Source organism: Actinophytocola sp., assembly GCF_036555685.1.
Taxonomy (GTDB): Bacteria; Actinomycetota; Actinomycetes; order Mycobacteriales; family Pseudonocardiaceae; genus Actinophytocola.
This window is the reverse complement of sequence record NZ_DATBKY010000098.1, coordinates 1-23,511: the sequence shown is the minus strand read 5'-3', so window position 1 is coordinate 23,511 and position 23,511 is coordinate 1. Positions and strand designations below refer to the sequence as shown.

Here is a 23,511-nt window from a genome sequence, read left to right as displayed (position 1 = left end):
GTCACTGAAGAAGGCGGTCCTCGGCAAGGTCGGCGGCAAGATCGGCACCGAGCAGAAGGTGCCGATCATCGAGGCGCTGCACGACATCTCCGTGTCCCTCAAGGAGGGCGACCGGGTCGGCCTCGTGGGACACAACGGCGCCGGCAAGTCCACGCTGCTCCGCCTGCTGGCGGGAATCTACGAGCCGACGCGCGGGTCGTCGCGGATCGTCGGCAAGGTGGCGCCCGTGTTCGACCTCGGGGTCGGCATGGACCCGGAGATCTCCGGGCTGGAGAACATCATGATCCGGGGCCTGTTCCTCGGCATGTCGCGCAAGCAGATGGAGAAGCGGGTCGACGACATCGCGGAGTTCACCGAGCTGGGTGATTACCTGCAGATGCCGCTGCGGACATACTCGACCGGCATGCGGGTTCGGCTCGCGCTCGGCGTGGTGACGTCCATCGATCCGGAGATCCTGTTGCTGGACGAGGGCATCGGCGCGGTCGACGCGAAGTTCCTGAACAAGGCACGCACCCGCCTGGTCGATCTGGTCCAGCGGTCGGGCATGTTGGTGTTCGCGTCGCACCAGGACGACCTATTGTTCGAGCTGTGTAACACCGCGATCTGGATGGACGAGGGACACGTCAAGATGCATGGCTCGCTGCGCGAGGTCCTCACCGCCTACAAGGGCCGCGACCCGCTCGCGAACTTGGACAAGGAGACGCTGGAGCGGCTCGGCGAGTCCCCGGTCCTGACGAGCAAGAGCAGCGAGGTCTGATGAGTTCCGAGCAGTCGGCCCGGTTGCCGGACGACGCCGTGGTGGCCGTGGTGGTCACCCGGCACCGGCGGGAGCTGCTCGCCGACTCACTGAAGATGATCGCGGCGCAGACGCGGCCGCCGGACCACCTCGTGGTCGTCGACAACGGCCCGGACGAGCCGGTCGGCGACATCGTGTCGAACTGCGGCGTGCCGGCGACGTACCTGGTGTCGCGGCGCAACCTCGGTGGCGCCGGCGGTTTCGCGCTCGGGATGCTGCACGCGCTGATGCTCGGCGCGGAGTGGGTGTGGTGCGCGGACGACGACGGGCGGCCCGCCGACGAGACGGTGCTCGACACGCTTCTCGCCGAGGCGACCGCCCGCGGGCTCGCGGAGATCTCCCCGGTCGTGACGAACATCGAGACGCCGGAGCGGCTCGCGTTCCCGCTGCGGCGCGGGCTGACCTGGAAGCGCAGTGCGGACGAACTCGGCACGGACTTCCTGCCCGGCATCGCGTCGCTGTTCAACGGCGCGCTGTTCCGTGCGTCCACCTTGGACGTCGTGGGCGTGCCGGACTACCGGCTGTTCTTCCGCGGCGACGAGGTCGAGATCCACCGGCGGCTCGTCCGCTCCGGGCTGCCGTTCGGCACCTGCCTCAAGGCCGCCTACCTGCACCCGGACGGCTCGGCGGAGTTCAAGCCGATGCTGGGCGGGCGGCTGCACGCGCAGGACCCCGAGAACGAGGTGAAGCGGTACTACACCTACCGCAACCGCGGGTACCTGCTGTCCCAGCCGGGGCTGCGCAAGATCGGGCTGCTGGAGATCGTGCGGTTCGGGCTGTACTTCATCGGCACGAAGCACGACCCGAAGGCGTTCGTGCAGTGGCTGAAGCTGTGCCGGCAGGGGCGGCGGGAGAAGTTCTTCCGCCTCTGATCGGCTGATCAGCTCACCTCGACGTCGATCCGGTAGCGGTGGTCGTCGTCCGGGTCGGCGCAGCCGCGGAAGCAGTTGCGCAGCTCCAGGGACGTGGTGCCCTCTCGCAGCGCCTGGAACTCGAAGAAGCGCGTACCGCCACCGCCCACGACGTCCTCGTCGGACTCTGACTCGTAGTGGTCACCGCGTGCGTCGACCACGTCCGGGTCGGGTTCCTCGCTGACCGACCACATGTCGCCGACCGAGGCGTTGTCGTCGACCGCGATCGCGAAGAACATCCCGGCCTCGACGCGGACCTGCTCGTCGTCGATCGTGAACAGCGCGTCACGTCGCTCGCCGGTCCGCGCCTCGCCGGTGCGCGTGACCGAGCAGCTCGTCACAAGCAGGACGAGCCCGACGACCACCGCGACCACCCGCATGCCGCACCCCCTCCGCACGAGGCTACCGCTGTGCGCCTGCGAAGCATCCGGAACCGGAGAACCGCCCGGCCGCTCTGAGGCTGCATGACCGTCGACACCGGGTACCAGGTCGACCCGACCGCCCTGCACAAGTACGCCGGCACCGCCCAGGACGAGGCCGCCCGGATCGCCGGCTACCCGACGCGGATGCGGATGCTGACCTGCCCGAGCGCGGACGTGCTCGGCGAGCACGCCGACATCGCCGCCGCGTACGGCGGCTTCCTGAACGCCTGGGTCGAGGAGTACGAGCTGACGTCGCAGGCGCTGGCGGAGACGAGCACGAAGCTCGACGCCTCCGCCACCCAGTACGGCACCCAGGACCGGCTGCACGCGGACTCGTTCGACCGCGCCGTCCGCTGACCTAGAGGAGAAACGCACGTGGACCGCGGCGACCTGGAGAAATGGCGCAAGATGGCCGGCCTGGGCGGGCTGCTCGGCCGCGTCGTCCTGCCCCGCGCCATCGACGCCTACCTCGGTTTCCCGGGTCCCAAGGGCAACCCGGGCGAGCTGCGCGGCATGGCCGGCACGTACGGCGGGATCGCCACCGACGCGGACGGCGCGCAGGCCGACGTGGACAAGCTGGCGAAGAGCGACCTGCCGCAGGTCTGGGTCGGCCAGGCGCAGGAGCGCGCCTGCGAGGTCATCGGCGCGGTCGCCTTCGAGCTGGAGCACTCGGTCACCGTGATGACCAAGGCACGCGCCGAGCTCGACCAGCTCGCCGACGGCATCGAGGCCGCGCAGCACTCGCACGCGAGCGGCAAGGAGGCCCTGCACCAGGCGCGCAACGAGGGGGACTTCGACCGCAAGCAGAGCATCGCGATCGCCGGCATGGACCAGGTGATCGCCGGCTACGACCAGGCGAAGGCCACGCAGGAGGCGTCCGCCCGGGTGTTCACCGATCTCGCCGCCCAGGCACGGGCGAGCCAGCTCGACTCGTCGCACCTGGACGCGGCGGACAAGCTGGTGCTGGGCCAGAGCGCGGTGCCCGGCGGCCCGCACGACGTCAACATCATCATGAGCGCGGGCGACGCCGAGCGGGCGAGCACCAAGCTGGACGCGCTGAACGACGCGGACCGCGCGCGGTTCGACGAGCTGCTCGACGAGGCGAGGTCGCCGCAGGAGAAGGCGTATCTCATGCGTGCGCTCGCGGCCGGCCACTCGATCGACGAGATCGCGGAGTTCGGGGCGAAGATCCACCCGTACGGCGACGACCCGGAATGGCTGCGCGACCACCTGCAGCCGATCTACAACACGACCGACGAGACCACCGGGCAGACGATCCCGACGACGTACGCGGGTGCGAAGTGGGAGCAGACCGGTGGCACGTGCGTGGCCGCGTCGTCGGTGACCGCCCGCGCGGTGGTCGACCCGCTCTACGCGTTCCAGCTGACGACCGGCGGCAATCCCGGCGACCCCGCGTCGACCTCGGCCGACGCGTTCGAGGAGCGGTTCCTGCACGAGACCGAGCGCGTGTACGGGCGGCCCGCGAACGAGGGCAGCGGGATGAGCAAGGACGAGGGCGAGGACGCGGCGAACGACGAGATCGGCCCCGCCACCGGCGCCGAGTACGAGTTCCACGACCTCGACTCCCCGGAGGACCGCCGGGGGATCTTCAACGACGTCGCCGAGTCCGTCGACGAGGGCCGGCCGGTGCCGGTGCAGGTCGAGGGCTTCGACGACGAGGGCCACCGGTCCGGGCACCAGATGATGATCATCGGGCACGAGGACGGCATGCTGCAGATCTACAACCCATGGGGCCACACCGTGTGGGTCAGCGAGGACGACTTCGTGAACGGGCACATGGAAGGGGCGTCGGACTCGCGGCTGCCCACGGTCGACGGCGTGCACCTGCCGAAGTGACACTGGGAAGCGAGGTGACTGGCGTGCATGGCAAGACGGATGACGAGCTCGCGGCCCTGGACGTGCCGACGCTGCTGCGTGCCGGGCTCGACACCGGGGCCGGCCGCACCGAGCTGTTCGGCGACGGCGCGGTGGCGGCCGCGATCCGGCTCGACCAGGCCGGCGTGCTCCCCCGGTCGGTGACGTTCCTCGCGGAGATCGTGCGCAGCGGCGGCCCGCGGTACGCCGCCGAGCTGCCCGAGCCGCTGCCGCGGCCGGCGCAGACGTCGGTGGTCCGGCCGTGGCTTTCGGCGGCGGCCGGTGCCGACGGCGAAGAGCTGGCGCGCTGGCTGGAGGCGGTGGCGGCGGTGCTGGCGTTGCGTGCGAACGCGCGTCACGCGCGGTAGATCAGCGAGTAGCGGAAGTACAGGTGCCGGCGGATCCGCACGCCGGGTAGCAGCGCGCGTGCCTGCGCGCGGATCTCGCGGAGCGTCATGTCCGGGTCCTTGACGGGCGGCTCCGGGTTGCCGTGGTGGCGCGGCGCGAGCGCGATGCGCACGCGGTTGGGCAGGAACGCGACGGCGCCGTGTGGGCCAGGCCGAGCACGGCGAGGACCCCGCCGGGACGCAGCGCGTCACGGAGCTTGCGCACCGTCTCGGGCGAACGGCACGTGGTGCAGGCTCGCGACGCAGGAGACGAAGTCGTAGTCGCCGAGGTCGTGGTCGCGGATGTCGGCGTGGACGAAGTGGACGTTCGGCGGCCCGCTGGCCACGGTGATCATCCCCGGGTCCCGGTCGATGGCGTCGACCTCGGTGCGGCGGGTGGCGAGCAGGCGGGCGAAGGCACCGGAGCCACAGCCGTCCAGCGCGCGGGCGCAGCTCGCGGGGACGTGGCGCAGCAGAAAGCCGTGGTAGTGGTCGTTGTGGTTGAAGTGCCCATCGGCGAGCCACCCTGGCCCCGGATCGCTCAGAGCTGATCCGCTCACGGTGAACGTCGCTTGCCCGGGCCGGTCCCCGGTGGTGGTGTCGGGGCATGGCTGATCCGAAACGCGCCCTCGTGCTGCACCTGTCCGGCGGTGGTGAGCCGCTCGTCTTCGCGTTGTCCGCGCAGGGGGCGCGCGACCTCGACGCCCGGTTGGGCGAGCTGCTCTCCGGCGGCGCCGTCTACTCGCCCACGCTCGCCGACGGGTCCACGGTCGCCGTCAACTTCGGGCACGTCGTGACCGCGCACCTCGACGAGCTGCCACCGCTCGCCCGGGTCTACGGGAGCGGGCAGCCGACGAGACACGGGTTCGCCACGTGAGCGTTCTCTGACTAAAGTCAGAGAATGGACGCTGACCGAACCGCCGAAGGCGCCGACGAGATCGCACAGGTTCGCCGCTTCAACCGGCTCGTCACGCAGCGGGTCGGTGCGCTGGGCGACCACTTCCTCGCCCGCGACCGCCCGCTCGGCGAGGCTCGACTGCTGTGGGAGATCGGCAGCGAGCTCGGTAGCAAGACCGGAGCCGGCGCGGACGTCCGGGAGCTGCGCGCCCGGCTCGACCTCGACTCCGGATACGTCAGCCGGATGCTGCGCTCGCTGCAGGCCGCCGGGCTGGTGACGGTCGCGGCGAGCGAGACCGACCGGCGGGTGCGGGTCGCGACGCTGACCCCGGCCGGCCGGCGGGAGCGGGCGGTGCTCGACGAGCGCGCGGACGGCGCCGCGGCCGAGCTGCTCGCGCCGCTGTCGGCGGACCAGCGCCGGCGGCTGGTGGCGGCGATGACGGAGGTCGACCGGCTGCTCACGGCCGGCCAGGTCACGATCGAGGTGGTCGACCCCGAGCACGAGCACGCGCGGTTCTGTCGCGACGCGTACTACGCGGAGATCGACCGGCGGTTCGAGCAGGGCTTCGACCTGGCGGCGAGCATCTCCGCCGACGGCGACCAGCTGCGCCTGCCGGCCGGGTTGCTGCTGGTCGCGTACCTGCACGGGGAGCCGGTCGGGTGCGGCGCGTTGTGGTTCCGGCCGCGGGCGCGCGCGACGATCAAGCGGATGTGGGTCGCGGACTCGGTGCGCGGCCTGGGAATCGGCCGGCGGCTGCTGGCCGAGCTGGAGTCACGGGCGGCGGCGCACGGCTGTGTGGAGGTACGGCTGGAGACCAACCGCGCGCTGGCGGAGGCCGTCACGATGTACCGGTCGGCGGGCTACGCCGAGGTGGCCCCGTTCAACGACGAGCCGCACGCCGACCACTGGTTCACGAAGAGGCTCGGAACACGACCGTCCGGAGCATGACGAAGTTGATCGTCGTGGCGGTGGCCTGGGCGATGACCCAGGCCAGGGCGATCTCCCAGCGGGACGTGGGCAGCAGCGCGAGCAGCAGGGCGTTCGTGCCCACGTTGACGAAGAACGTCACCGTGTAGAGCAGCACGAAGCCGCCGGCCTGGGCGATGCCGTCGTTGCGGCCGGCCGCGAACGTGAAGCGGCGGTTGAGGAAGTAGGCCGTGGTCGTGCCGGCGATGAAGCTCAGCGCCTTCGCCAGGTGCACCCACAGCCCGAGGTGCAGCAGCCCCTGGTACACGCCGAAGTCGACCAGCGCGCAGAAGCCCCCGATCAGCACGAACCGGCCGAGCTGGCTCACCAGCCCGATCCTGGGCACATCCGCCTCCGTGGCTGTCGGCATGGCGAGAGTCTAGGGACCGACCACGACCCGGACGACGCGCCCCGTACCCTCGGTGCGGTGAAGCCAGGACATGACGAGCTGGCCAGGCTCACCGGCTGGGGCCGCACCGCACCGACCAGCGCGCACGTGGTCCGCACGGCGGACGTCGACACGATCGCGACGGTCGTGCGCGAGGCCGGGGACCGGGGCGTCATCGCGCGCGGGCTCGGACGCAGTTACGGCGACCCGTCGCAGAACGCGGGCGGCGTCGTGGTCGACATGACCGCGCTGGACCGCATCCACCGGGTCGACGCCGACGCGGCGACCGTCGAGGTCGAGGCCGGCGTCACGCTCGACACGCTGATGCGCACGCTGCTTCCCTTCGGCCTGTGGCTGCCCGTGCTGCCGGGCACCCGGCAGGTCACGGTCGGCGGTGCGATCGGCAGCGACATCCACGGCAAGGCCCACCACGTCGAGGGCAGCTTCGGCAACCACGTCCGCTCGATGGACCTGCTGACGGCGGACGGCACCGTCCACACGCTGACGCCCGACGGCCCGGACGCGGAGCTCTTCTGGGCCACCACCGGCGGCATGGGCCTCACCGGCATCGTGCTGCGCGCGACGCTGCACCTCAACCGCGTGGAGACCGCTTACTTCCTCGTGGACACCGACCAGGTCGGCGACCTCGACGAGCTGATGGCCAAGCAGACCGAGGACGACGAGTCCTATGTGGAGTCCGTGTCGTGGTTCGACGCGGTGACCACCGGGCCGCACCTCGGCCGCGGGCTGCTCACCCGCGCGAACCACGCGAAGATCGAGGACCTGCCGAAGAAGCTGCGCCGCCACCCGCTGCGCTTCGACGCGCCGCAGCTGCTGACCGTCCCCGACGTGTTCCCGCCCGGCATGGTGAACCGGCTGTCCGGCAAGGTCTTCAGCGAGCTCTGGTACCGCAAGTCGCCGACCCGCCGCGCCCAGGTCCAGAACATCACGCAGTTCCTGCACCCGCTGGACATGTTCGGCGAGTGGAACCGCGGCTACGGCCCGCGCGGCTTCCTGCAGTACCAGTACGTCGTGCCGTTCGCGGCCGGGCACGTGGTGCGGCGGACCATCGAGATGATGACCGAGGCCGGGCACGTGTCGTTCCTGAACGTGCTCAAGCGCTTCGGCGAGGGCAACCCCGCGCCGCTGTCGTTCCCGATGCCCGGCTGGACGCTGTGCGTCGACATGCCGGTCCGGCCCGGCCTGCACGAGCTGTGCGAGGAGCTCGACGAGCTGGTGCTCGGCGCGGGCGGGCGGCACTACCTCGCGAAGGAGTCGCGCGCGACGCCGGAGGTCATCGCGCGCGGCTATCCCCGACTCGACGAGTGGCGCAAGGTGCGCGCCGCCGTCGACCCCCACGGCGTTTTCGCCTCTGACATGTCGAGAAGGTTGAGTCTTACATGATTGACGCGGTCGGAAATCCCCAGTCGCTGCTGCTGCTCGGCGGGACCTCGGAGATCGGCCTCGCGATCGCCGAGCGGTACGCGCGCCGGCGGCCGCTTCGGGTCGTGCTCGCCGCCCGCCCGTCGCCGCGCCTCGACGCGGCCGCCGCCACGCTCCGCGAGGCAGGCGCCACGGTGTCCACTGTGGAGTTCGAGGCGTCGGACTTCGACGCGCACCCGGCGATGCTCGACAAGGCGTTCGCCGACGGCGACATCGACCTCGCGGTCGTCGCGTTCGGGCTGCTGGGCGACGCCGAGCAGGCCTGGCAGGACCACGCGCGCGCGGTCGAGCTCGCGCAGGTCAACTACACCGCCCCGGTCTCGGTCGGCGTCTCGCTGGCCGAGCGGATGCGCCGGCAGGGCCACGGCCGGATCGTGGCGCTGTCGTCGGTCGCCGGCGAGCGGGTGCGCCGGGCGAACTTCGTGTACGGCTCGACGAAGGCCGGCATGGACGGCTTCTACCTGGGTCTGGGCGAGGCGCTGCGCGGCGACGGCGTCGGGGTCACCGTGGTCCGCCCGGGCTTCGTGCACACGAAGATGACCGAGGGCATGAAGGCCGCACCGCTGTCCGTGCGGGCGGGCGACGTGGCGGACGTCGTGGTCGACGCGGTGGCCAAGCGCAAGGAGCTGGTCTGGGCGCCGGCGCCGCTGCGGGTGCTCATGTCGGTGCTGCGGCACATCCCCCGGGCGATCTTCCGCCGGCTGCCGGTCTGAGCCTCGTGGCGTCGCCGGACGAGTGGCTCGCGGACTTCACCGCGAAGCTCGACGCGATCGAGGCGCGGGCCGCCGAGCTCGAGCACGACCCGAACGCGCCGGCGATCACGGAGACGTCCGGCGACGGCGCGCTCAGCGTGTCGGTCGCGCCGACCGGGGCGCTGTCCGCGCTGCGCATCGACGATTCGGCCTGGCGAGGCTCCGGCGCGGAGCTCGCGGAGCGGATCCTCGAGCTCGCCCGTGCCGCGCGGCGGGCGGCCGCGGTCCAGGTCGCGGAGACCCTCGGGGCGGACGCCGGAGCGGTGTCGTTGATCGATCCGCTGCCGCGCGCCGGCGAAATCGAGACCGGCACCGAGACTGACGACGACGATTTTGCCGACGAACGCATCTTCGGCAGTGGAAACGAGAGGTGAACGGGCGCCCGGGAATACAATGAGGCGCCGAGGAGAGGGGTCGGGGTGATCGATTCACGGCGTGGCGGTGGCGGCTGGACACCCGCCGTGTGGCCGGCCGACGAGGCCGCCGCGCAGGAGCTGCGCGGCTGGCTGGCGAGTCCGCAGGGCGCCTTTCGCGGGCCGGACCTGGACTTCTCCGGCGCGGACCTGTCCGGCGGGGATTTCGCACACGCTTGGCTCACCCGAGCGCGGCTGAGCCGGTCGGCGATGCGAAATTCCGTTCTCGCCGGGGCGCATTGCGAGGGCGTGGACTTTTCCGAGGCGGATCTGTCCGGCGCCGATTTCACAAAGGCGTTCGGCCGTGAGTCGAATTTCTGGAAGGCCCGGCTGCGCCACGTCGATTTCACCGCCGCCGAGTTCAACCGGGCCGATTTCACCGAGGCGGATCTGGCCGGCGCGAACCTCACCGAGGTGCTGCTGACCCGCACGACGCTCGCGCACGCCAACCTCACCGGCGTCACCGCGGAGCGGACCGTGCTGCGCAACACGGTCCTCGACTCGGCCGACGTCACGGGGTTCACCGGCACGGTCCTCGGCCCGATCTCGGTGATCTTCCGCGGCAAGCGGTCGCTGCTGGACGGGGCGGAGCTCGAGCAATGGTTCACCGCACGAGGCGGCCGCGTGACCCGCTACTACCCGAGCAAGGTCGCGAAGCCGAGCTGAGCGGCATCGATCCCCGCGAGGCCGTCCGCCTCCAGCGCGCCCTCGCGCCCCGGGTCGAGCGGGTGGCACCGGCGGGCTTCGCCCCGCGTACCGCCACGGGCCTCGACGTCGCCTACGCGACCGGCACGGACACCGACACCGGCTCGAACACCGTCGTGGCCGCCGCCGTCACCGTCGACCTCGCCACCGGAGCGGAGGTCGGCGCGGCCACCGCGGTCGGCGAGGCCACGTTCCCGTACCAGACCGGCCTGTTCGCGTTCCGCGAGCTGCCCACGCTGCTCCTGGCGCTGGGCCGGCTCGCCGAGCCGCCGGAGCTGCTGGTCGCCGACGGGCACGGCGTCGCGCACCCGCGCCGGTTCGGCCTGGCGAGCCACCTCGGCGTCGTCACCGGGCTCCCGGCCATCGGCGTCGCGAAGACCCCGCTCGGCCGGTTCGACCCGCCCGGGCCCGGCCGCGGTGCCACCAGCCCGCTGGTCCTCGACGGCGAGGAGGTGGGCGTCGCGCTGCGGACGCGGGCGGGCGTGAAGCCGGTCTTCGTGTCCGTCGGGCACCGGATCGATCTCGCGTCCGCCTGCCGGTACGTGCTCGCACTCGCGAATTGTTTCCGGCTGCCGGAGACCACCCGCCTTGCCGACCGGCGGTGCCGCGAGGTGCTGCGGGGCCTGGAGATTGAACCCTGAGCTGCGGGAACCCGTTGTTTCTTATGAACGTCCAAAGATATTCGAGAAGGCCGCACGGAACCGGATCGAATGCGCAATGGTCCATGATGTCAGGCACGCACCGTCGGGGCACGCACAGGAGGAGGCGTGATGAGTGCTGAGTTCGAACAGCTGCTCGCCGAGTTCGAGAGCTTCCAGTCGAAGCTGCAGAACGTCGACAGCCGGTTCGAGAACATCGCGGGGATGCAGGGCGACCTGGCCGCGCTCGAGGTGAGCGTCTCCTCGCCGGACCGCGCGGTGACCGTGGTCGCCGGCGTCGGCGGCTCGATCCAGGACATCCGGTTCACGGAGACCGCGATGCAGCTCGGCTCGCAGCGCCTCGGCGCCGTGGTCATGGCGACCATGCGCGAGGCCGTCGCCGAGGCGGCGCGCAAGCAGGCCGTGATCGTGCAGGAGTACGCGGGCGGGGACGCCCCTGTCCTGGAGCAGGTGCTGGAGACGCAGTCGCAGGTCACCGGCCAGCCCGTGGAGGAGCTGCGCAAGCGGGTCGAGCAGGAGACCGCCGCGCGGCCGCCGGCCCAGGTCGGCGAGGCGGAGGAGTCGATCGTCTTCCGTGACACGCCGGCACGCCCACCGGCCGCCCCGGGCGGGGACTCAGCGGCCGATTCATTCCTGAAGAGCGTCTGGGACGAGGAGGACCGCTGACATGCCCGGTGGCGAAGGTTTCGAGGTGAACGTCGGCGGGGTGCGGGACTACTCCGGCAAGCTCGCCGACGACAAGGCGCTGGTCTCCGAGGTCGACGGGCTGGTCTCGCAGGCCGACGTCGGCAACGAGTCGTGGGGCATCGTCGGCCTCTTCGTGCACTCGAAGTACACCGAGATGCTGACCGACCTGCACAACCTGCTGAACGACATGTCCGAGGGACTGCAGTCCGGCTCGGCGAAGATGACCGAGACCGCGGACACGTACCAGACCATCGAGGACAACATCGCGAAGGTCTTCGACGACGCTGCGGCCCAGCTCGGGTCCGCCCCGGGAGGTAACTGAGCATGGCCGGCGAAGCCATCCACGGAGATCTGAGCGGCATCACCATCAACAAGGAGATGGGCTACGGCGAGAAGGTCGCCCGCGGCCTCCCGGTCGTGGGCGGGCTGGTCTCGGCCGGCATCGCCCTCGACGGGGGCGACCTGCGCGGCACCGCGGCGGCGTCCGCCGCGTTCATCCAGTCCTGCAAGGACACGGCCAGCGGGATCGCGACCGACCCGCTCGGCTGGCTCATCGGGCAGGGCCTGAACTTCCTCATCACCGTGGTCCAGCCGCTGCAGGACCTGATCCACTTCGTGTCCGGCGACGGGCCGGCGCTGCTGAACGCGGCAGGCAACTTCAACAAGATCGGCCAGGGCCTCGAGCAGTACGCCGGGAAGTTCCTGCAGACCGCCGAGGACGCGCTCAAGACGTGGACCGGCGAGGCGAAGGAGGCCGCGAAGGCCCGCCTCGAGCGGTTCGCCACGGGCATCCAGGGCACCGCCGGCCAGTCCGGCGACGTCGCCCAGCTGCTGCAGATCTCGAGCATGATCATGACGGTCATCGAGGACTTCATCAAGGCGCTGCTCACCGAGTTCGTCGAGTGGCTGATCCTCATCTGGATCCCCGCGATCGCGGCCGCCGCGCCGACGTTCGGCGGTTCGATCGCGGCCGCGTGGTCGGGCACCTTCGCCAAGGGCGCGACGACCACCGCGAAGGCGACCAAGCAGGTCAGCAAGCTGCAGAAGCTGCTCAACATGCTCAAGGACCTGCTCGAGAAGCTGAAGACCCTGATGGCGAAGACCAAGGACTTCTTCAAGCAGGCCGGCTCCGCGTCGAAGACGTTCGCGCAGACCACGCGCATGCAGAGCAAGCTCGGCGCGCGCGAACGTGGCGGCAAGCTGCTCGACGACTTCGACAACGTCAAGACGTTCCCGCAGCGGCTCGGCGAGAAGGCCGCGTCGACCGCGCGGGGCGAGGTCAAGGTGACCGGCACGGACAGCAACCTGGGCAACGTGGCGCGCAACGTCAACAACGGCGTGAACGCCGTCGACTACGGCACCACCGGCGAGAGCCAGTCGCAGGAGGAGACCGAGGCCGACCTCTCGATCTAGATGGACCTCATCGCGACCTGGGGCTGGCCGGCGTGGACCCTCGCGGTTCTGTTCGTGGGGTTCGTCTGCTGGCTGCTGTGGCGCTGGCTGGCCGCGCTCGTCTTCCGGCACCTGCTGCTCGACGGGCTGCTGCGCCGGTACGGCTGGCAGGCCGAGCAGCCGGGCGGCGGGGGTGCGCGCGCCGAGTTCGAGCAACAGGTGCGGCAGCGGCGGCGCGAGGGCTGGGACTACCTGCGGCAAGGGGGCTGGCGGCACCTCCGGGAGGGCTACCGGACGGGCCCGTTCGGCGAGCCGACCGCGTCGCCCTGGCGCGCGGACGTGGTCATCAGCGGCGCGTTCCGGGGTCGCACCTTCCTGGCGTCGCAGGTCCGGAGCGACCAGCTGAGCAGCGGGGACCACGCACAGGTCGCCACGCGGCGGCGGGCGTCACTCGAGCTGCACGTCGTCCCGCCGCCGTTCGACGCCGGGTCCGCGGTGCCCCGGTTCGAGGCGCGGACGGGCCGGCTGACCGGGAGCGTGCGTGGCGCGCCGCCCGGGCTCGAGACACTCGTGTGCTCGCGCCGGTTCCGGGTGGTGCGCTGCGACGGCGCCACGCTGTTCCTGTCGCTGGGCCCGCGGCTGCGGCGCGGCCCGCTGCTGGCCGGCCTCGAGCACCTCAGCCGGATCGCCGACCGGCTACAGGAACGCCGATAGCGCGACGCAGCCGACCCAGGACAGGCCGAGCACCTGCAGCACGCGGTCGCGCAGCGCGATGTCCTCCGGCTCGCCCGCGTTGCCGCCGTCGACGTCGACCGCGTAGCGCAGCACGGCCACGACGAACGGGACGATCGAGATGACCGCCCATACCGAGTTCGTGCCGGTGCGCTGGCGGATCTCGAACGCCCAGAGCGCGTAGGCCATGATCATGATCGCGGCGGACGTGGCCCATACGAAGCGCAGGTAGCTCGCCGAGTACTTCGACAGCGACGGCCGGATCGCCGCGCCGGTGCGCTCGTAGAGCACGATCTCCGCGTACCGCTTGCCGGCCACCATGAACAGCGACCCGAACGCCGTGACCAGCAGGAACCACTGCGACAGCGGCAGCTCGGCGGCCGCGCCGCCGGCGATCGCGCGCAGCAGGAAGCCCGAGGCGACGATGCACAGGTCGATCACCGGCTGGTGCTTGAGCCCCAGGCAGTAGCCGATCTGCACGGCGGCGTACACGCCGATCACCACGAGCAGCCGCCAGCTCGACAGCAGCGACACCGCGAACGAGGCCGCGAACAGCACGCCCGCGAGGCCGTACGCGACCTGGACCGGCACGATGCCGGCCGCGATCGGCCGGTTGCGCTTGGTCGGGTGCGCGCGGTCGGCCTCGACGTCGATCGCGTCGTTGATCAGGTAGACGCCGGAGGCGACCAGGCAGAACGCCACGAACGCGATGCCGGCGTCGAGCACCACCTCGGGGTGGAAGACCGGGTCGGCCGCGTACGCCGCGAAGGGCGCCGCGAGGACCAGGACGTTCTTCACCCACTGCCGCGGGCGCACGGTGCGGAGAACGCCCCGGACCAGCCCTGCCGACTTCTCGCCGGCCGGCGTGCCGGGTGTCACCGGGGCCTCCCCCGGTGTGCTCTCCGCAGTGCTGCTCACGGCTCTCGCCTCCTCGCTCGCCTGCTCTTCAGCCGGCGCCGGACGAGCCCGCCGACCACCGCGCCGAGCACCGAGCCGGCCAGGACGTCGGTCGGGTAGTGCACGCCGAGGACGAGGCGGGACACCAGCATCGGCGGCACGACGACCGGCACGAGGTTGCGTCCGGTCAGCCCGGAGTAGACGACCGCCGCGGCCGTCGTCGAGGTGGCGTGCGAGGACGGGAACGACAGCGAGCTCGGCGTGGCGACCAGCACCTCGACCGAGTCGTCGATCGGGCGCTGCCGGCGGACCACGCGCTTGACCGCGATCGACGCGGCGTGCGCGGCGACCACGCCGGTGGCTGCGGTCAGCCAGTCCCGGCGGCGCTTGCGGTCGACCGCCGCACCCAGGAGCCCCAGCGCGAACCAGCCGGCGCTGTGCTCGCCGAAGAGCGACAGCCCGCGCGCCGCGCGGACCACGCGCGGCTTGCCGATCGTGCGCTGCACGCGGGCGAGCGCGGCGATCTCGACCGACCGCTCCGGCTCGGCCGGCGGCGTGCCGGGCTCGGCGATGGACCGGTGGGCGGGTGCCCGGTGGGTTGCGTCGGTGACCGTGGCCATCAGCCGTCCAGGGAGCCGTCGAGGGGCGCGCCCCCGGTGAGGTGCGGGGCGACCTTGTTGTCGAAGACCGACAGCGCGGAGCCGATCGCCATGTGCATGTCGAGGTACTTGTACGTGCCGAGCCGGCCGCCGAAGATCACGTTGCGCTCCTTGGCCTCCTTCTTGGCCAGCTCGCGGTAGTGCTCGAGCTTCTCCCGGTTCTCCGGGGTGTTGATCGGGTAGTACGGCTCGTCGTCGTCCTTGGCGAAGCGGGAGAACTCCCGGAACACGACGGTCTTGTCGCCCGGGTAGTGCTTGCGCTCCGGGTGGAAGTGCCGGAACTCGATGATCCGGGTGTAGGGCACGTCCTCGTCGTTGTAGTTGACGACCGAGGTGCCCTGGAAGTCACCGGTGGCCACGACCTCGGACTCGAAGTCGACCGTGCGCCAGGTGAACCGGCCGGCCTCGTAGTCGAAGTACCGGTCCAGCGGTCCGGTGTAGACGGTCGGGGTGCCGGCCGGGATGTGCTCGCGGACGTCGAAGTAGTCGACGTTCAGCCGCACGTCGATGTTGTGGTGCGCGGCCATCTTCTCCAGCCACGCGGTGTAGCCGTCGACGGGCAGGCCCTCGTAGGTGTCGTTGAAGTACCGGTTGTCGAACGTGTAGCGGACCGGCAGGCGCGTGATGATGTTGGCGCCGAGCTCCTTGGGGTCGCTCTCCCACTGCTTGGCCGTGTACCCGCGGATGAACGCCTCGTAGAGGGGGCGGCCGATCAGCGAGATCGCCTTCTCCTCGAGGTTCTGCGCGTCCTCGGTCTTGAACTCGGACGCCTGCTTGGCGATGAGCTCGCGCGCCTCGTCCGGGGTGTGCGACTTGCCGAAGAACTGGTTGATGAGGCCCAGGTTCATCGGGAACGAGTAGACCTGGTCCCGCACCCTGGCGAAGACACGGTGCTGGTAGTTCGTGAACGCGGTGAACTGGTTGCAGTAGTCCCAGACCCGCTTGTTGGACGTGTGGAACAGGTGCGCCCCGTACTTGTGCACCTCGATGCCGGTCTCCGGCTCGGGCTCGGAGTAGGCGTTCCCGCCGATGTGCGGCCTGCGCTCCAGCACCAGGACCCGCTTGTCCAGCTGGGTCGCGACCCGCTCGGCGATGGTCAGGCCGAAGAACCCGGACCCCACGACGACCAGGTCGTAGCCGGAGTAGTTGCTTGCGTCGTCCACCGGTGCGCTCACGGAGGGCCAGGTTACCTGCGCCCCGCGTTCATCCCTCACGCACCTGCTCGGCGAGCTTCTTGTCGAGCGCGACGCGGACCAGCGCGGCGGACAACCGGACCAGCTCGTCGCCGCGCACGAGCCCGGCGAGCTTGTTCGGATCCTCGGGCAGCCCGACCCGCTTCGCGCCGTCGAGGGTCTTGCGGTCCAGGTAGGGCCGCAGCTCGGGCCAGACGAGCTGCGCCTCGCGGCAGAAGATGTCCACGCCGACCGGGCCGAGGCGGGGGAAGTCCCGCAGGTCCGCGCGCGGGTCGCCTTCGCGAAGCTCGCGCAGGTCACCGCGGTACTTGTCGAGCAGCAGCCGGGCGCCGTCGCCGAGCGCGGTCGCGGTGCTCTCGTCGTAGCGGACGTAGTGGGCGCGGCCGAGGGCGTCGACCCGGTCCTGCCAGGTGGCGTCGAGCATCTTGCGTGGCGTGCCGTACCTGCGCAGCTCCCGGGCCGCGGCGACCGCGATGTCCGCGGAGATGCGGGTGGACAGCAGCACGCTGAGCACGAGCAGGCGATACAGCGGCGACGGCTTGTCGGCCAGCTTGATGCCGGCCTCTTCCGCGTACGTGCGGCCGGCGAGGTCGAGCAGTTTCCGGACGGTGTCGCGCTGGCTGGCCATGACGCCCGGTTACCCGCCCGGACACGCGAGAACCCCCGTACCGTCGCGGTACGGGGGTTCTGGCTTCCTACACCCTTGCCCCTTGGATCCCTCCGGCGTGACGCCTCGATCAAACAGACGCCTGGGCGCCCCCGGGCGTTCCGTGTGCTGGGTCACTTCCTCATCCGGTACACCGAGGTGAGTGGCGGGTCGCCGCCGTCGCCGCGCAGGACCAGGTAGTCGCCGCTGACCGCGACCGGGCGGCCGGGCAGGTGGTCCGCGACGGGCCGGCCGCGGCCGGTCACGGCGAAGTACGACCGCTCGGACGCGCCGAAGAGCCGGTCCCGCGCGACCAGGCAGACCGCGCGCGGCTGCTGGTGGCTCGCGACCGTGCCGACCCGCCCGGCGCCGACGTCGTAGGTCTCGAACACGAGGTCGCCGGAACCGCGGGCGCGCGGGCAGGCGATCAGCGTGCCGGTGTCCGCCGCGCACGGCCCGGTGCGCGGGTCGCCGCCGAGGTCGGCCAGCACCTCGCCGGTCGCCGCCGCGACCACCCGCCGGACCGGCCGCGCGCCACCGGCGTCGCCCTCCACGAGCACGGCGCCGCCCGCGGTCAGCGCGACGCGGGCGGCGGTGAAGCCGGCGAGCGTCCAGGCCGGCGTGCCGTCGGCGAGGTGCCACGCGGCCACCGTGCCGGGCGGTGTCACGCCGACCACGACCGGGCCCGCGATCGAGTACGGCGTCAGGCCGGCCCGCAGCCAGCGCTGCCGCCCGGTGGCGGTGTCGAAGGCGATCACCCGCGGCGCGCCCCCGCGCACGGGGCCGATGGTGACCAGCACGACCCGGTCGTCGGCGGCAACCGGCACGTACCGCTCACCGGCGCCGGCGTGGACCGGGGCACGCCACCGCACGGTGCCGTCCGCGCGCGACAGCACGGCGATCCCGCTGCGGGTGCGGACCAGCACGCCCGAGCCGAGGAGCGTCCCGCCGCTCGAGTACGTGTCCGCGCTGCCGGCCAGCCGCTCGCCGGCGAGCACGTGCCAGCGCGGCATCCCGGTGGCCAGCTCCACCAGCGTCACCCCGTCCTGCGAGACGAGCGCCAGCCCGTCGCGGACGCCGGGGCTGCCCGGGGTCTGCGACAACCCGCCCGGCATGGTCCACAGCGCGCCGCCGAACAGCAGCCGCGGCGGCTCGGGTGGCGCGGGCGGGCGTGGGTCCGGGGCGGGGTCGTCGGTCACGACGAGCAGCACGGCCAGGGCGGCGAGAACCGCGAGCGCGCCGAGCGCGACCCTGTTCCACGATGTGCCGGCCATGCCCCGCCGCCCTCATGTGTCGACGGAGACGAGCCTAACGGCGGGCGAGCACCTCCGCCGCGACCTTCTCCAGCACGTTCATCCGCCCCGCGTACACGCCGTCCGGCCGGGGCCAGTGCACGACGAGGTCGGTGAACCCGGCCGCCTCCGCGCGGCCGAGCGCCTCGCGGAAGTACTCCAGGCTGGACAGCGAGTAGGCCGGGCCGGCGTCCACGGACAGGTGGCGGCGCACGTGCGCGGCTCCGTCCACCAGCTCGTCGAACCGCTTCGCGAGCTCGCCGACACCGCGCCACCACGCCTCGCCGGTCTCGTCGTGGTGGTCCTCGGGGCGGCCGCTGGTGACCCAGCCCTGGCCGAACCGCGCGGCGAGGCGCATCGAGCGCGGACCGTTGGCGGCCACGACGAACGGCAGCCGCGGGTGCTGCACGCAACCGGGCGCGGAGCGGGCGTCGACCGAGGTGAAGTACTCGCCGCGGATCGAGGTCCGCTCGCTGGTGAGCAGCGAGTCGAGCTGGGTCACGAACTCCTCGAACCGGTCCACCCGCGGCTTCGGCGGCAGTGTCTCGCCGCCGAGCACCTCGTTGTCGTACCCGGCGATGCCGCCCGCGCCGACGCCGAGCGTGAACCGGCCGCCGGACATGTCGTCGAGCGCGAGCAGGCTGCGCGCGAACGGCACGGGGTGGCGGAAGTTCGGCGAGGCGACCATCGTGCCGAGCCGGATCCGGCGGGTGACCATGGCGGCCGCGGTCAGCGTCGGCACGGCGTCGAACCACGGGCCGTCGACGAGCGAGCGCCAGCCGATGTGGTCGTAGGTCCAGGCGTGGTCGAAGCCGTACGTCTCGGCCGCCCGCCACTTCGGTTCGGCCAGCAGCCAGCGGTACTCGGGGAGGATGACGATGCCGACACGCATCAGTACGGGTAGCCCATCTGTTGTGGCGGGTACGGCTGCTGCGGGTACTGGAGCTTGCGCTGGTAGCCGCGCATGGCGCGGCCGGTGGCGGGCAGCAGCACGAGCACGGTCGCGGCGGCCCACGACACGAACGACACCACGACCATCGCGATGAACTCGCCGCCGCCGTCGGAAAGGATCTTGATGATCGCGTAGACGTAGTAGATCGTCACCACGCCGCCGATGAAGCCGAGGACCCAGCGCACGAAGTCCAGGCGGGCGAACAGGATCAGCGCGAACACGAGGGTCGAGCAGGCGACCGTCATCGTGACCGAGATGGCGAAGTCGATGTTGCCGGTGACGTCGTCGCTGAACGCGGCGCCGACGGTCGCGACGAGCAGGTCGACGTTGTCGGTGCTGCCGTCCCAGCTCACGATCGCGGTGATCAACGCGAGAACACCGCAGACGAGGAACAGCACCGCACAGACGTACGCCATGGCCGTGCCCGGCGGGCCGTACCGCTGCGGCGGTCCGTAGCCGTGCGGCGGTCCGTACTGGGGCTGCTGCGGGTAGCCCGGCTGTGGTCCGTAGCTCACGAAACGCACCGTAGTCGAAGGAACCGGCACGCAGCAGGGAAGATGGATTCGTGGACAGACCCAAGCTGGTGGCCTCCGATGTCGACGGGACGCTGCTCGACCCGCTGGAGAACGTGACGCCGCGGACGATCGCGGCGATCGACGCGGTGCTCACGTCGGGCACGCCGTTCGTGCTGGTGACCGGCCGCCCGCCGCGCTGGGTGACGCCGATCGCGCGGGCCGCACGGCTCTCCGGCTACGCGGTGTGCAGCAACGGCGCGGCGGTCGTCGACCTCGGCGCGGATCGCGTGGTGTCCGCCCGCGACGTCGACCCGGTCCAGCTGAACGACTTCACGCACGCGCTGCGCCGGTTGCTGCCGGACATCCGGGTGGCCGCGGAGCGCACTCCCGTCCACTCGGATTCGACCGCGGTCTTCGCGACCGAGCCGGGTTTCCGCAACCCGTGGGGCAACCCGGCCGGGACGGAGAGCGGGATGGACGCGGAGAACAACGAGGTGCCGACTGCCGAGGTGCTGGGCCACCCGGCCACCAAGCTGCTGATCCGGCACCGCGAGCTGTCCAGCGGTGAGCTCGCCCGGGCTGCGCACTCGGTGCTGAACGGCTCCGGCCTGGAGGTCACGTACTCGACCGACCGCGGGCTGATCGAGCTCTCGGCGGCCGGCGTCACGAAGGCGACCGGGCTGGCCGAGGTGTGCGAGCTGCTCGGCGTGCCGGCCGGTCGGGTCGTCGCGTTCGGGGACATGCCGAACGACGTGGAGATGCTGCGGTGGTCCGGGCACGGGGTGGCCATGGCCAACGCCCACGAGGCCGTGCTGGCCGCGGCGGACGAGGTGACGGCGCCGAACTCCGAGGACGGGGTGGCGCAGGTGCTGGAACGGTGGTTCTGATGGCCCGGACTCTCGTCGTCATCCGGCACGCGAAGTCGGACTGGGAGCAGGCGACGCCAGACGAACAGCGGCCGCTCAACGAGCGCGGCCGGCGGGAGGCACCGTTGATCGGCAGGTGGCTCGCGGACCACGTCGAGGGGCTCGACCTCGTGGTCTGCTCGCCGGCCACTCGGGCGCGGCAGACCTGGCGGCTCGCGTCCGCCGGGCTCGAGCCCAAGGTCAGGGCCCGCTACGACGAGCGGATCTACGCGGCCGGACCGCGGGAGCTGATGTCGGTCGTCGAGGAGCTCGACGACGAGGTCGGCACCGCGGCGCTGGTCGGGCACAACCCGGGGCTCACCGAGCTGGTGGAGACGCTCTGCGGTGAGCGGGTCGAGCTGAAGACGTCGGCCGTGGCCGTGCTGCGCTGGGACGGGTCCTGGGCGGACGTGTGGGCCCGGCGTGCCGCGCTGGTCACACACGCCACGCCCAGGGAGTGACTGGCCCGCCTTCCCCGGAAGTCGAGGTGTCGGTCGCGTTCCGGCGAACGGGACGGCCAGGCGGTTGTTCGCGGCCCTAGTCGTCGTCCTTGACCGAGCGCATCGCGATGGGGGCGCCGGCCAGGTCCTCCTCGTTGCAGAGCAGCTTCACGTCGTAGTACGGGGAGTCCTCACTGTCGTCGTAGTCGAGATGAATCGCGATCACGTCGACGGGCTCACCCAGCCACTCCTGCGTCCGGCGCAGCCACGCGGCGGAGCGCTCGAGGGCGGTGGGGAGGTCGTCGTCGCGGAACTCGACCGGGCGGTATGGGACGCCGTAGACCTGATCTTCCTGGTGAGAGGGTTTTGGCAGGTCGACCGACACACCGGCGTCGTCGAGGTCGAGTGCGATGTATCCGGACTGGTCACTAGCGATCTCGCTCACCGTACGAGCGTCTACCAGTGCGTGATCAGCCGCAACCCTTCCAGTGCATGGACAAGCGTGCGTGTGGTTCACTGTGCCCCGGTCGTTATTTTGGGTTCGTGGTTCACACGCTCGCGGAACGCGGCCAGAGTTGTCGCAACCCGCGGCGGCTTTTGCACTTTTGCTGTTCAGGAGTACGTAGTGGCACAGGGAACTGTGAAGTGGTTCAACTCTGAGAAGGGCTTCGGCTTCATCGCCCCGGACGACGGCGGCGCTGACGTCTTCGTCCACTACTCGGAGATCCAGGGGTCGGGCTTCCGCAGCCTGGACGAGAACCAGCGCGTGGAGTTCGAGATCGGCCAGGGCCAGAAGGGCCCGCAGGCCACCGGCGTTCGCGCGGTCTGATCATCCCATCGCACCACTGAGGGCCACCCGGCTCGGCGAATCGGGTGGCCCTCAGTGTTTTCCTGCTCAGCTGTCGAAGTACTTGCGCCAGGCCGCGACCGAGGTGAGCTCGGGCAGCGCGGCCCGGTACTGCTCGACCAGCTTGGGCCACTCCGCGATGAGCTTGCGGTAGTTCTGCGCGGCCCGCGCGGACAGCTCCCGGAACAGCTTCGGGTCCCGCCGCCGGAACGCGACACCGCTGCCGTCCGCGTTCGACACCGTCGCGCTGTCGAGGTTGCCCAGCAGGAACCACCGGGCGCCGTGTGCCGGGATGTTGATCTGCGGCCGCTCGGTCGCCGACTCCGCCGGGGTTCGCAGGTTGTGCAGCACGGCCTTGCCCGCCCGCAGCGCGATCTTCCGGCGGCTCGCCGGCGGGCGCAGCATCTGCTCGGCACGGGCCATGTCGAACGTCGGCGGCGGGTAGTCGCCGGCCGACGGCTGGAACTGCGCGTCGGTGTACTCCTTGCGGATCCGCTGGACTTCGGGCAGCGCGGTCGCGAGCATGTCGAAGAGCCGGTCGGGGCCGGCCATGAAGTCCTCGACCGCCTTCATCTCGAGCGCGACCGTCGAGTACTCCATCGACAGCAGCCGCCGCGCCGTCGTGCGCATCCCCTGCGCGAGCAGCATCTTGCGCATGTCGCCCGGCGCGTGCAGCGCGGCCATGACGAGCCGGTTGCGCAGGTGGAAGTAGACCGTCCAGTCCTTCGTGTCGCTCTTGTCCGTCCACGGCTCGTGCCAGACGGCCGAGCCGGGCAGCGTCACGGTCGGGATGCCCTTGGCGAGCGCGCGCAGCGAGTACTCGGCGTCGTCGCACTTGATGAACAGCGGCAGCGGCAGCCCGTTGCGCTCCACGACCTCGCGCGGGAACAGGCACATCCACCAGCCGTTGTAGGTGGAGTCGATGCGCCTGTGCAGCTCGCGGCTCTCGCGCAGCGACTTCGTGGCGAAGTCGTGGTCCCACACCGCGCCCGGCGCGCGCCGCCAGACGAACGCGTTCAGGTCGACGACCTCGCCGTTCGTGTGCAGCCGCGAGCGAGCCTGGAGGTTCAGCATCTCGCTGCCGACGATCACCGGCTTCTTCGCGGCCCGGGCGAACGCGTTGGACCGCAGGATCGAGTCGGGCTCCAGGGCGATGTCGTCGTCCATCAGCAGGATCTGGTCGACGAAGCCGGGCTGCGTGTGGTCGACCGCCTCGTAGAGGGCGCGGGTGAAACCGCCCGCGCCGCCGAGGTTGGCCTGCTCGATCACCTCGAGCCGGTCGCCGAGCGCCTTCTGCGCCTCGCCGAAGCGCTCGTGCTCGCGGATCTTGCGGCTGCCCTGGTCGGCGACGTAGACCTTGCTGATCACGTCAAGGACGGCCGGGTCCTCGCCGAGCGCGATGAGCGACTTCACGCAGTCGTCGAGGCGGTTGAACGTGGTGATGCCGACCGCGACCTTCTGCTTGGGCAGCGGCTCGTCGGCGAGCCAGACGGTGTCGGTGATCTCGAGCGTCTCGTTCTCGGTGAACACGTCGAACCAGATCCAGCCGCCGTCCTCGAAGGGCGCGAGGCTGACGCGGAACTCGAGGGTCCGCCAGCCTTCCTCGGGGTGCACGGGCTCGCCGGTCACGTGGGCGATGTCGCCGTTCAGCTTGGAGCGGTACACCTCGACGCGGCCGCCGCCGCGCACGCGCATGGCGAGCGTGACGTCCTGGACGCGGGTCCAGCGCTTCCAGTAGCA

Annotated in this window: 31 protein-coding genes and 1 pseudogene; 19 read left to right on the top strand and 13 right to left on the bottom strand. The window is 71.4% G+C overall.

Going from position 1 to position 23,511, the window contains the following annotated elements:
* Positions 1 to 757 (top strand): galactan export ABC transporter ATP-binding subunit Wzt/RfbE (wzt, locus tag VH969_RS10105; RefSeq protein WP_331973410.1); only part of this gene is annotated, 757 nt, incomplete at its 5' end.
* On the top strand, positions 757 to 1,668 hold the full coding sequence (gene glfT1, locus VH969_RS10100) for a galactofuranosyltransferase GlfT1 (protein WP_331973409.1): 912 nt from the start codon (positions 757 to 759) through the stop codon (positions 1,666 to 1,668). The genes wzt and glfT1, both read left to right, overlap by 1 nt.
* 8 nt (positions 1,669 to 1,676) lie before the next feature.
* Here the strand turns inward: glfT1 and VH969_RS10095 are convergent, their stop codons facing one another.
* Positions 1,677 to 2,087, bottom strand: a complete 411-nt coding sequence (locus VH969_RS10095; RefSeq protein ID WP_331973408.1) for a protease inhibitor I42 family protein — start codon at positions 2,085 to 2,087, stop codon at positions 1,677 to 1,679.
* 84 nt (positions 2,088 to 2,171) lie between these two features.
* On the opposite strand from VH969_RS10095, the gene VH969_RS10090 reads away from it, so the two are divergent.
* From VH969_RS10090 to VH969_RS10080, 3 genes are read left to right on the top strand one after another with little or no spacing between them, the layout of a single operon-like run.
* The gene (locus VH969_RS10090; protein ID WP_331973407.1) at positions 2,172 to 2,486 is read left to right on the top strand and encodes a hypothetical protein; all 315 of its coding nucleotides are present in this window, start codon (positions 2,172 to 2,174) and stop codon (positions 2,484 to 2,486) included.
* Positions 2,487 to 2,504: 18 nt separating this feature from the next.
* Positions 2,505 to 3,986 carry a hypothetical protein gene (locus VH969_RS10085; RefSeq protein WP_331973406.1) on the top strand — a complete coding sequence of 494 codons (1,482 nt, stop codon included), beginning with the start codon at positions 2,505 to 2,507 and terminating at the stop codon, positions 3,984 to 3,986.
* Positions 3,987 to 4,009: 23 nt separating this feature from the next.
* Positions 4,010 to 4,372: a hypothetical protein gene (locus VH969_RS10080; RefSeq protein WP_331973405.1), complete on the top strand. Its 363-nt coding sequence runs from the start codon at positions 4,010 to 4,012 to the stop codon at positions 4,370 to 4,372.
* Here VH969_RS10080 and VH969_RS10075 read toward each other — a convergent pair.
* Entirely contained in the window at positions 4,360 to 4,524 is a 165-nt protein-coding gene (locus tag VH969_RS10075) for a hypothetical protein (protein WP_331973404.1), read from the bottom strand. The genes VH969_RS10080 and VH969_RS10075 overlap by 13 nt on opposite strands.
* A gap of 75 nt (positions 4,525 to 4,599) precedes the next feature.
* The gene (locus VH969_RS10070; RefSeq protein WP_331973403.1) at positions 4,600 to 4,950 is read right to left on the bottom strand and encodes a class I SAM-dependent methyltransferase; all 351 of its coding nucleotides are present in this window, start codon (positions 4,948 to 4,950) and stop codon (positions 4,600 to 4,602) included.
* 47 nt (positions 4,951 to 4,997) lie between these two features.
* On the opposite strand from VH969_RS10070, the gene VH969_RS10065 reads away from it, so the two are divergent.
* Positions 4,998 to 5,267 carry a hypothetical protein gene (locus VH969_RS10065; RefSeq protein WP_331973402.1) on the top strand — a complete coding sequence of 90 codons (270 nt, stop codon included), beginning with the start codon at positions 4,998 to 5,000 and terminating at the stop codon, positions 5,265 to 5,267.
* Positions 5,268 to 5,291: 24 nt separating this feature from the next.
* Entirely contained in the window at positions 5,292 to 6,236 is a 945-nt protein-coding gene (locus VH969_RS10060; RefSeq protein WP_331973401.1) for a bifunctional helix-turn-helix transcriptional regulator/GNAT family N-acetyltransferase, read from the top strand.
* On the opposite strand, the gene VH969_RS10055 is transcribed toward VH969_RS10060, so the two are convergent.
* A complete protein-coding gene (locus VH969_RS10055; protein WP_331973400.1) occupies positions 6,199 to 6,624 on the bottom strand; it encodes a GtrA family protein in 426 nt (141 codons plus the stop codon). The genes VH969_RS10060 and VH969_RS10055 overlap by 38 nt on opposite strands.
* Before the next feature lie 57 nt (positions 6,625 to 6,681).
* On the opposite strand from VH969_RS10055, the gene dprE1 reads away from it, so the two are divergent.
* From dprE1 to VH969_RS10010, 9 genes are all read left to right on the top strand, one after another.
* Positions 6,682 to 8,046, top strand: coding sequence for a decaprenylphosphoryl-beta-D-ribose oxidase (gene dprE1 / locus VH969_RS10050; RefSeq protein WP_331973399.1), 1,365 nt, complete (start codon positions 6,682 to 6,684; stop codon positions 8,044 to 8,046).
* Positions 8,043 to 8,798 (top strand): decaprenylphospho-beta-D-erythro-pentofuranosid-2-ulose 2-reductase, encoded by a 756-nt coding sequence (dprE2, locus tag VH969_RS10045; RefSeq protein WP_331973398.1) that lies wholly within the window; start codon positions 8,043 to 8,045, stop codon positions 8,796 to 8,798. Before dprE1 ends, dprE2 begins: the two co-directional genes overlap by 4 nt.
* 5 nt (positions 8,799 to 8,803) lie before the next feature.
* On the top strand, positions 8,804 to 9,211 hold the full coding sequence (locus VH969_RS10040) for a YbaB/EbfC family nucleoid-associated protein (RefSeq protein ID WP_331973397.1): 408 nt from the start codon (positions 8,804 to 8,806) through the stop codon (positions 9,209 to 9,211).
* A 45-nt stretch (positions 9,212 to 9,256) separates the two neighbouring features.
* On the top strand, positions 9,257 to 9,916 hold the full coding sequence (locus tag VH969_RS10035; RefSeq protein WP_331973396.1) for a pentapeptide repeat-containing protein: 660 nt from the start codon (positions 9,257 to 9,259) through the stop codon (positions 9,914 to 9,916).
* Complete coding sequence (locus VH969_RS10030) at positions 9,850 to 10,596, top strand: endonuclease V (protein ID WP_331973395.1); 747 nt, start codon at positions 9,850 to 9,852, stop codon at positions 10,594 to 10,596. Before VH969_RS10035 ends, VH969_RS10030 begins: the two co-directional genes overlap by 67 nt.
* A gap of 129 nt (positions 10,597 to 10,725) precedes the next feature.
* The gene (locus tag VH969_RS10025; RefSeq protein ID WP_331973394.1) at positions 10,726 to 11,280 is read left to right on the top strand and encodes a YbaB/EbfC family nucleoid-associated protein; all 555 of its coding nucleotides are present in this window, start codon (positions 10,726 to 10,728) and stop codon (positions 11,278 to 11,280) included.
* A gap of 1 nt (position 11,281) precedes the next feature.
* Positions 11,282 to 11,623: a hypothetical protein gene (locus VH969_RS10020; RefSeq protein WP_331973393.1), complete on the top strand. Its 342-nt coding sequence runs from the start codon at positions 11,282 to 11,284 to the stop codon at positions 11,621 to 11,623.
* Positions 11,624 to 11,625: 2 nt separating this feature from the next.
* Positions 11,626 to 12,714, top strand: coding sequence for a hypothetical protein (locus tag VH969_RS10015; RefSeq protein WP_331973392.1), 1,089 nt, complete (start codon positions 11,626 to 11,628; stop codon positions 12,712 to 12,714).
* On the top strand, positions 12,715 to 13,407 hold the full coding sequence (locus tag VH969_RS10010; protein WP_331973391.1) for a hypothetical protein: 693 nt from the start codon (positions 12,715 to 12,717) through the stop codon (positions 13,405 to 13,407).
* On the opposite strand, the gene VH969_RS10005 is transcribed toward VH969_RS10010, so the two are convergent.
* The 7 genes from VH969_RS10005 to VH969_RS09975 all read right to left on the bottom strand — a co-directional run bounded on the left by VH969_RS10005 (position 13,390) and on the right by VH969_RS09975 (position 19,579).
* Complete coding sequence (locus VH969_RS10005; RefSeq protein ID WP_414638460.1) at positions 13,390 to 14,343, bottom strand: decaprenyl-phosphate phosphoribosyltransferase; 954 nt, start codon at positions 14,341 to 14,343, stop codon at positions 13,390 to 13,392. The genes VH969_RS10010 and VH969_RS10005 overlap by 18 nt on opposite strands.
* Positions 14,340 to 14,846 carry a phosphatase PAP2 family protein gene (locus tag VH969_RS10000; RefSeq protein ID WP_414638463.1) on the bottom strand — a complete coding sequence of 169 codons (507 nt, stop codon included), beginning with the start codon at positions 14,844 to 14,846 and terminating at the stop codon, positions 14,340 to 14,342. The genes VH969_RS10005 and VH969_RS10000 overlap by 4 nt, the downstream gene beginning before the upstream one ends.
* A gap of 95 nt (positions 14,847 to 14,941) precedes the next feature.
* Positions 14,942 to 16,156: a UDP-galactopyranose mutase gene (gene glf, locus VH969_RS09995; protein WP_331973389.1), complete on the bottom strand. Its 1,215-nt coding sequence runs from the start codon at positions 16,154 to 16,156 to the stop codon at positions 14,942 to 14,944.
* 28 nt (positions 16,157 to 16,184) lie between these two features.
* Positions 16,185 to 16,802 carry an endonuclease gene (locus VH969_RS09990; protein ID WP_331973388.1) on the bottom strand — a complete coding sequence of 206 codons (618 nt, stop codon included), beginning with the start codon at positions 16,800 to 16,802 and terminating at the stop codon, positions 16,185 to 16,187.
* A 152-nt stretch (positions 16,803 to 16,954) separates the two neighbouring features.
* On the bottom strand, positions 16,955 to 18,094 hold the full coding sequence (locus VH969_RS09985) for a BamB-related PQQ repeat family beta-propellar protein (protein WP_331973387.1): 1,140 nt from the start codon (positions 18,092 to 18,094) through the stop codon (positions 16,955 to 16,957).
* A gap of 34 nt (positions 18,095 to 18,128) precedes the next feature.
* Positions 18,129 to 19,004: an LLM class flavin-dependent oxidoreductase gene (locus VH969_RS09980; protein ID WP_331973386.1), complete on the bottom strand. Its 876-nt coding sequence runs from the start codon at positions 19,002 to 19,004 to the stop codon at positions 18,129 to 18,131.
* Positions 19,004 to 19,579 carry a hypothetical protein gene (locus tag VH969_RS09975; protein ID WP_331973385.1) on the bottom strand — a complete coding sequence of 192 codons (576 nt, stop codon included), beginning with the start codon at positions 19,577 to 19,579 and terminating at the stop codon, positions 19,004 to 19,006. Before VH969_RS09975 ends, VH969_RS09980 begins: the two co-directional genes overlap by 1 nt.
* A 50-nt stretch (positions 19,580 to 19,629) precedes the next feature.
* On the opposite strand from VH969_RS09975, the gene VH969_RS09970 reads away from it, so the two are divergent.
* Both VH969_RS09970 and VH969_RS09965 read left to right on the top strand, forming a co-directional pair.
* Positions 19,630 to 20,466 (top strand): HAD family hydrolase, encoded by an 837-nt coding sequence (locus VH969_RS09970; RefSeq protein WP_331973384.1) that lies wholly within the window; start codon positions 19,630 to 19,632, stop codon positions 20,464 to 20,466.
* Positions 20,466 to 20,945 (top strand): SixA phosphatase family protein, encoded by a 480-nt coding sequence (locus tag VH969_RS09965; RefSeq protein ID WP_331973383.1) that lies wholly within the window; start codon positions 20,466 to 20,468, stop codon positions 20,943 to 20,945. The genes VH969_RS09970 and VH969_RS09965 overlap by 1 nt, the downstream gene beginning before the upstream one ends.
* 76 nt (positions 20,946 to 21,021) lie before the next feature.
* Here VH969_RS09965 and VH969_RS09960 read toward each other — a convergent pair whose 3' ends face one another.
* Entirely contained in the window at positions 21,022 to 21,369 is a 348-nt protein-coding gene (locus VH969_RS09960) for a hypothetical protein (RefSeq protein ID WP_414638459.1), read from the bottom strand.
* A 180-nt stretch (positions 21,370 to 21,549) separates the two neighbouring features.
* On the opposite strand from VH969_RS09960, the gene VH969_RS09955 reads away from it, so the two are divergent.
* Positions 21,550 to 21,753 carry a cold-shock protein gene (locus VH969_RS09955; RefSeq protein ID WP_331973382.1) on the top strand — a complete coding sequence of 68 codons (204 nt, stop codon included), beginning with the start codon at positions 21,550 to 21,552 and terminating at the stop codon, positions 21,751 to 21,753.
* 132 nt (positions 21,754 to 21,885) lie between these two features.
* Here VH969_RS09955 and VH969_RS09950 read toward each other — a convergent pair.
* Positions 21,886 to 23,511 (bottom strand): annotated as a pseudogene (locus VH969_RS09950) (glycosyltransferase family 2 protein); the annotation flags it as partial.

Bases quoted from the DNA above. Each gene is read 5' to 3' on its own strand.
- VH969_RS10090 (WP_331973407.1), top strand. From the start codon at position 2,172: ATGACCGTCGACACCGGGTACCAGGTCGACCCGACCGCCCTGCACAAG.
- VH969_RS10055 (WP_331973400.1), bottom strand. From the start codon at position 6,624: ATGCCGACAGCCACGGAGGCGGATGTGCCCAGGATCGGGCTGGTGAGC.
- dprE2 (WP_331973398.1), top strand. From the start codon at position 8,043: ATGATTGACGCGGTCGGAAATCCCCAGTCGCTGCTGCTGCTCGGCGGG.
- VH969_RS09965 (WP_331973383.1), top strand. From the start codon at position 20,466: ATGGCCCGGACTCTCGTCGTCATCCGGCACGCGAAGTCGGACTGGGAG.
- VH969_RS10060 (WP_331973401.1), top strand. From the start codon at position 5,292: ATGGACGCTGACCGAACCGCCGAAGGCGCCGACGAGATCGCACAGGTT.
- VH969_RS09990 (WP_331973388.1), bottom strand. From the start codon at position 16,802: ATGGCCAGCCAGCGCGACACCGTCCGGAAACTGCTCGACCTCGCCGGC.
- glfT1 (WP_331973409.1), top strand. From the start codon at position 757: ATGAGTTCCGAGCAGTCGGCCCGGTTGCCGGACGACGCCGTGGTGGCC.
- VH969_RS10030 (WP_331973395.1), top strand. From the start codon at position 9,850: ATGGTTCACCGCACGAGGCGGCCGCGTGACCCGCTACTACCCGAGCAA.
- VH969_RS10065 (WP_331973402.1), top strand. From the start codon at position 4,998: ATGGCTGATCCGAAACGCGCCCTCGTGCTGCACCTGTCCGGCGGTGGT.
- VH969_RS10010 (WP_331973391.1), top strand. From the start codon at position 12,715: ATGGACCTCATCGCGACCTGGGGCTGGCCGGCGTGGACCCTCGCGGTT.
- VH969_RS10095 (WP_331973408.1), bottom strand. From the start codon at position 2,087: ATGCGGGTGGTCGCGGTGGTCGTCGGGCTCGTCCTGCTTGTGACGAGC.
- VH969_RS09980 (WP_331973386.1), bottom strand. From the start codon at position 19,004: ATGCGTGTCGGCATCGTCATCCTCCCCGAGTACCGCTGGCTGCTGGCC.
- VH969_RS10025 (WP_331973394.1), top strand. From the start codon at position 10,726: ATGAGTGCTGAGTTCGAACAGCTGCTCGCCGAGTTCGAGAGCTTCCAG.
- VH969_RS10020 (WP_331973393.1), top strand. From the start codon at position 11,282: ATGCCCGGTGGCGAAGGTTTCGAGGTGAACGTCGGCGGGGTGCGGGAC.
- VH969_RS09985 (WP_331973387.1), bottom strand. From the start codon at position 18,094: ATGGCCGGCACATCGTGGAACAGGGTCGCGCTCGGCGCGCTCGCGGTT.
- VH969_RS10015 (WP_331973392.1), top strand. From the start codon at position 11,626: ATGGCCGGCGAAGCCATCCACGGAGATCTGAGCGGCATCACCATCAAC.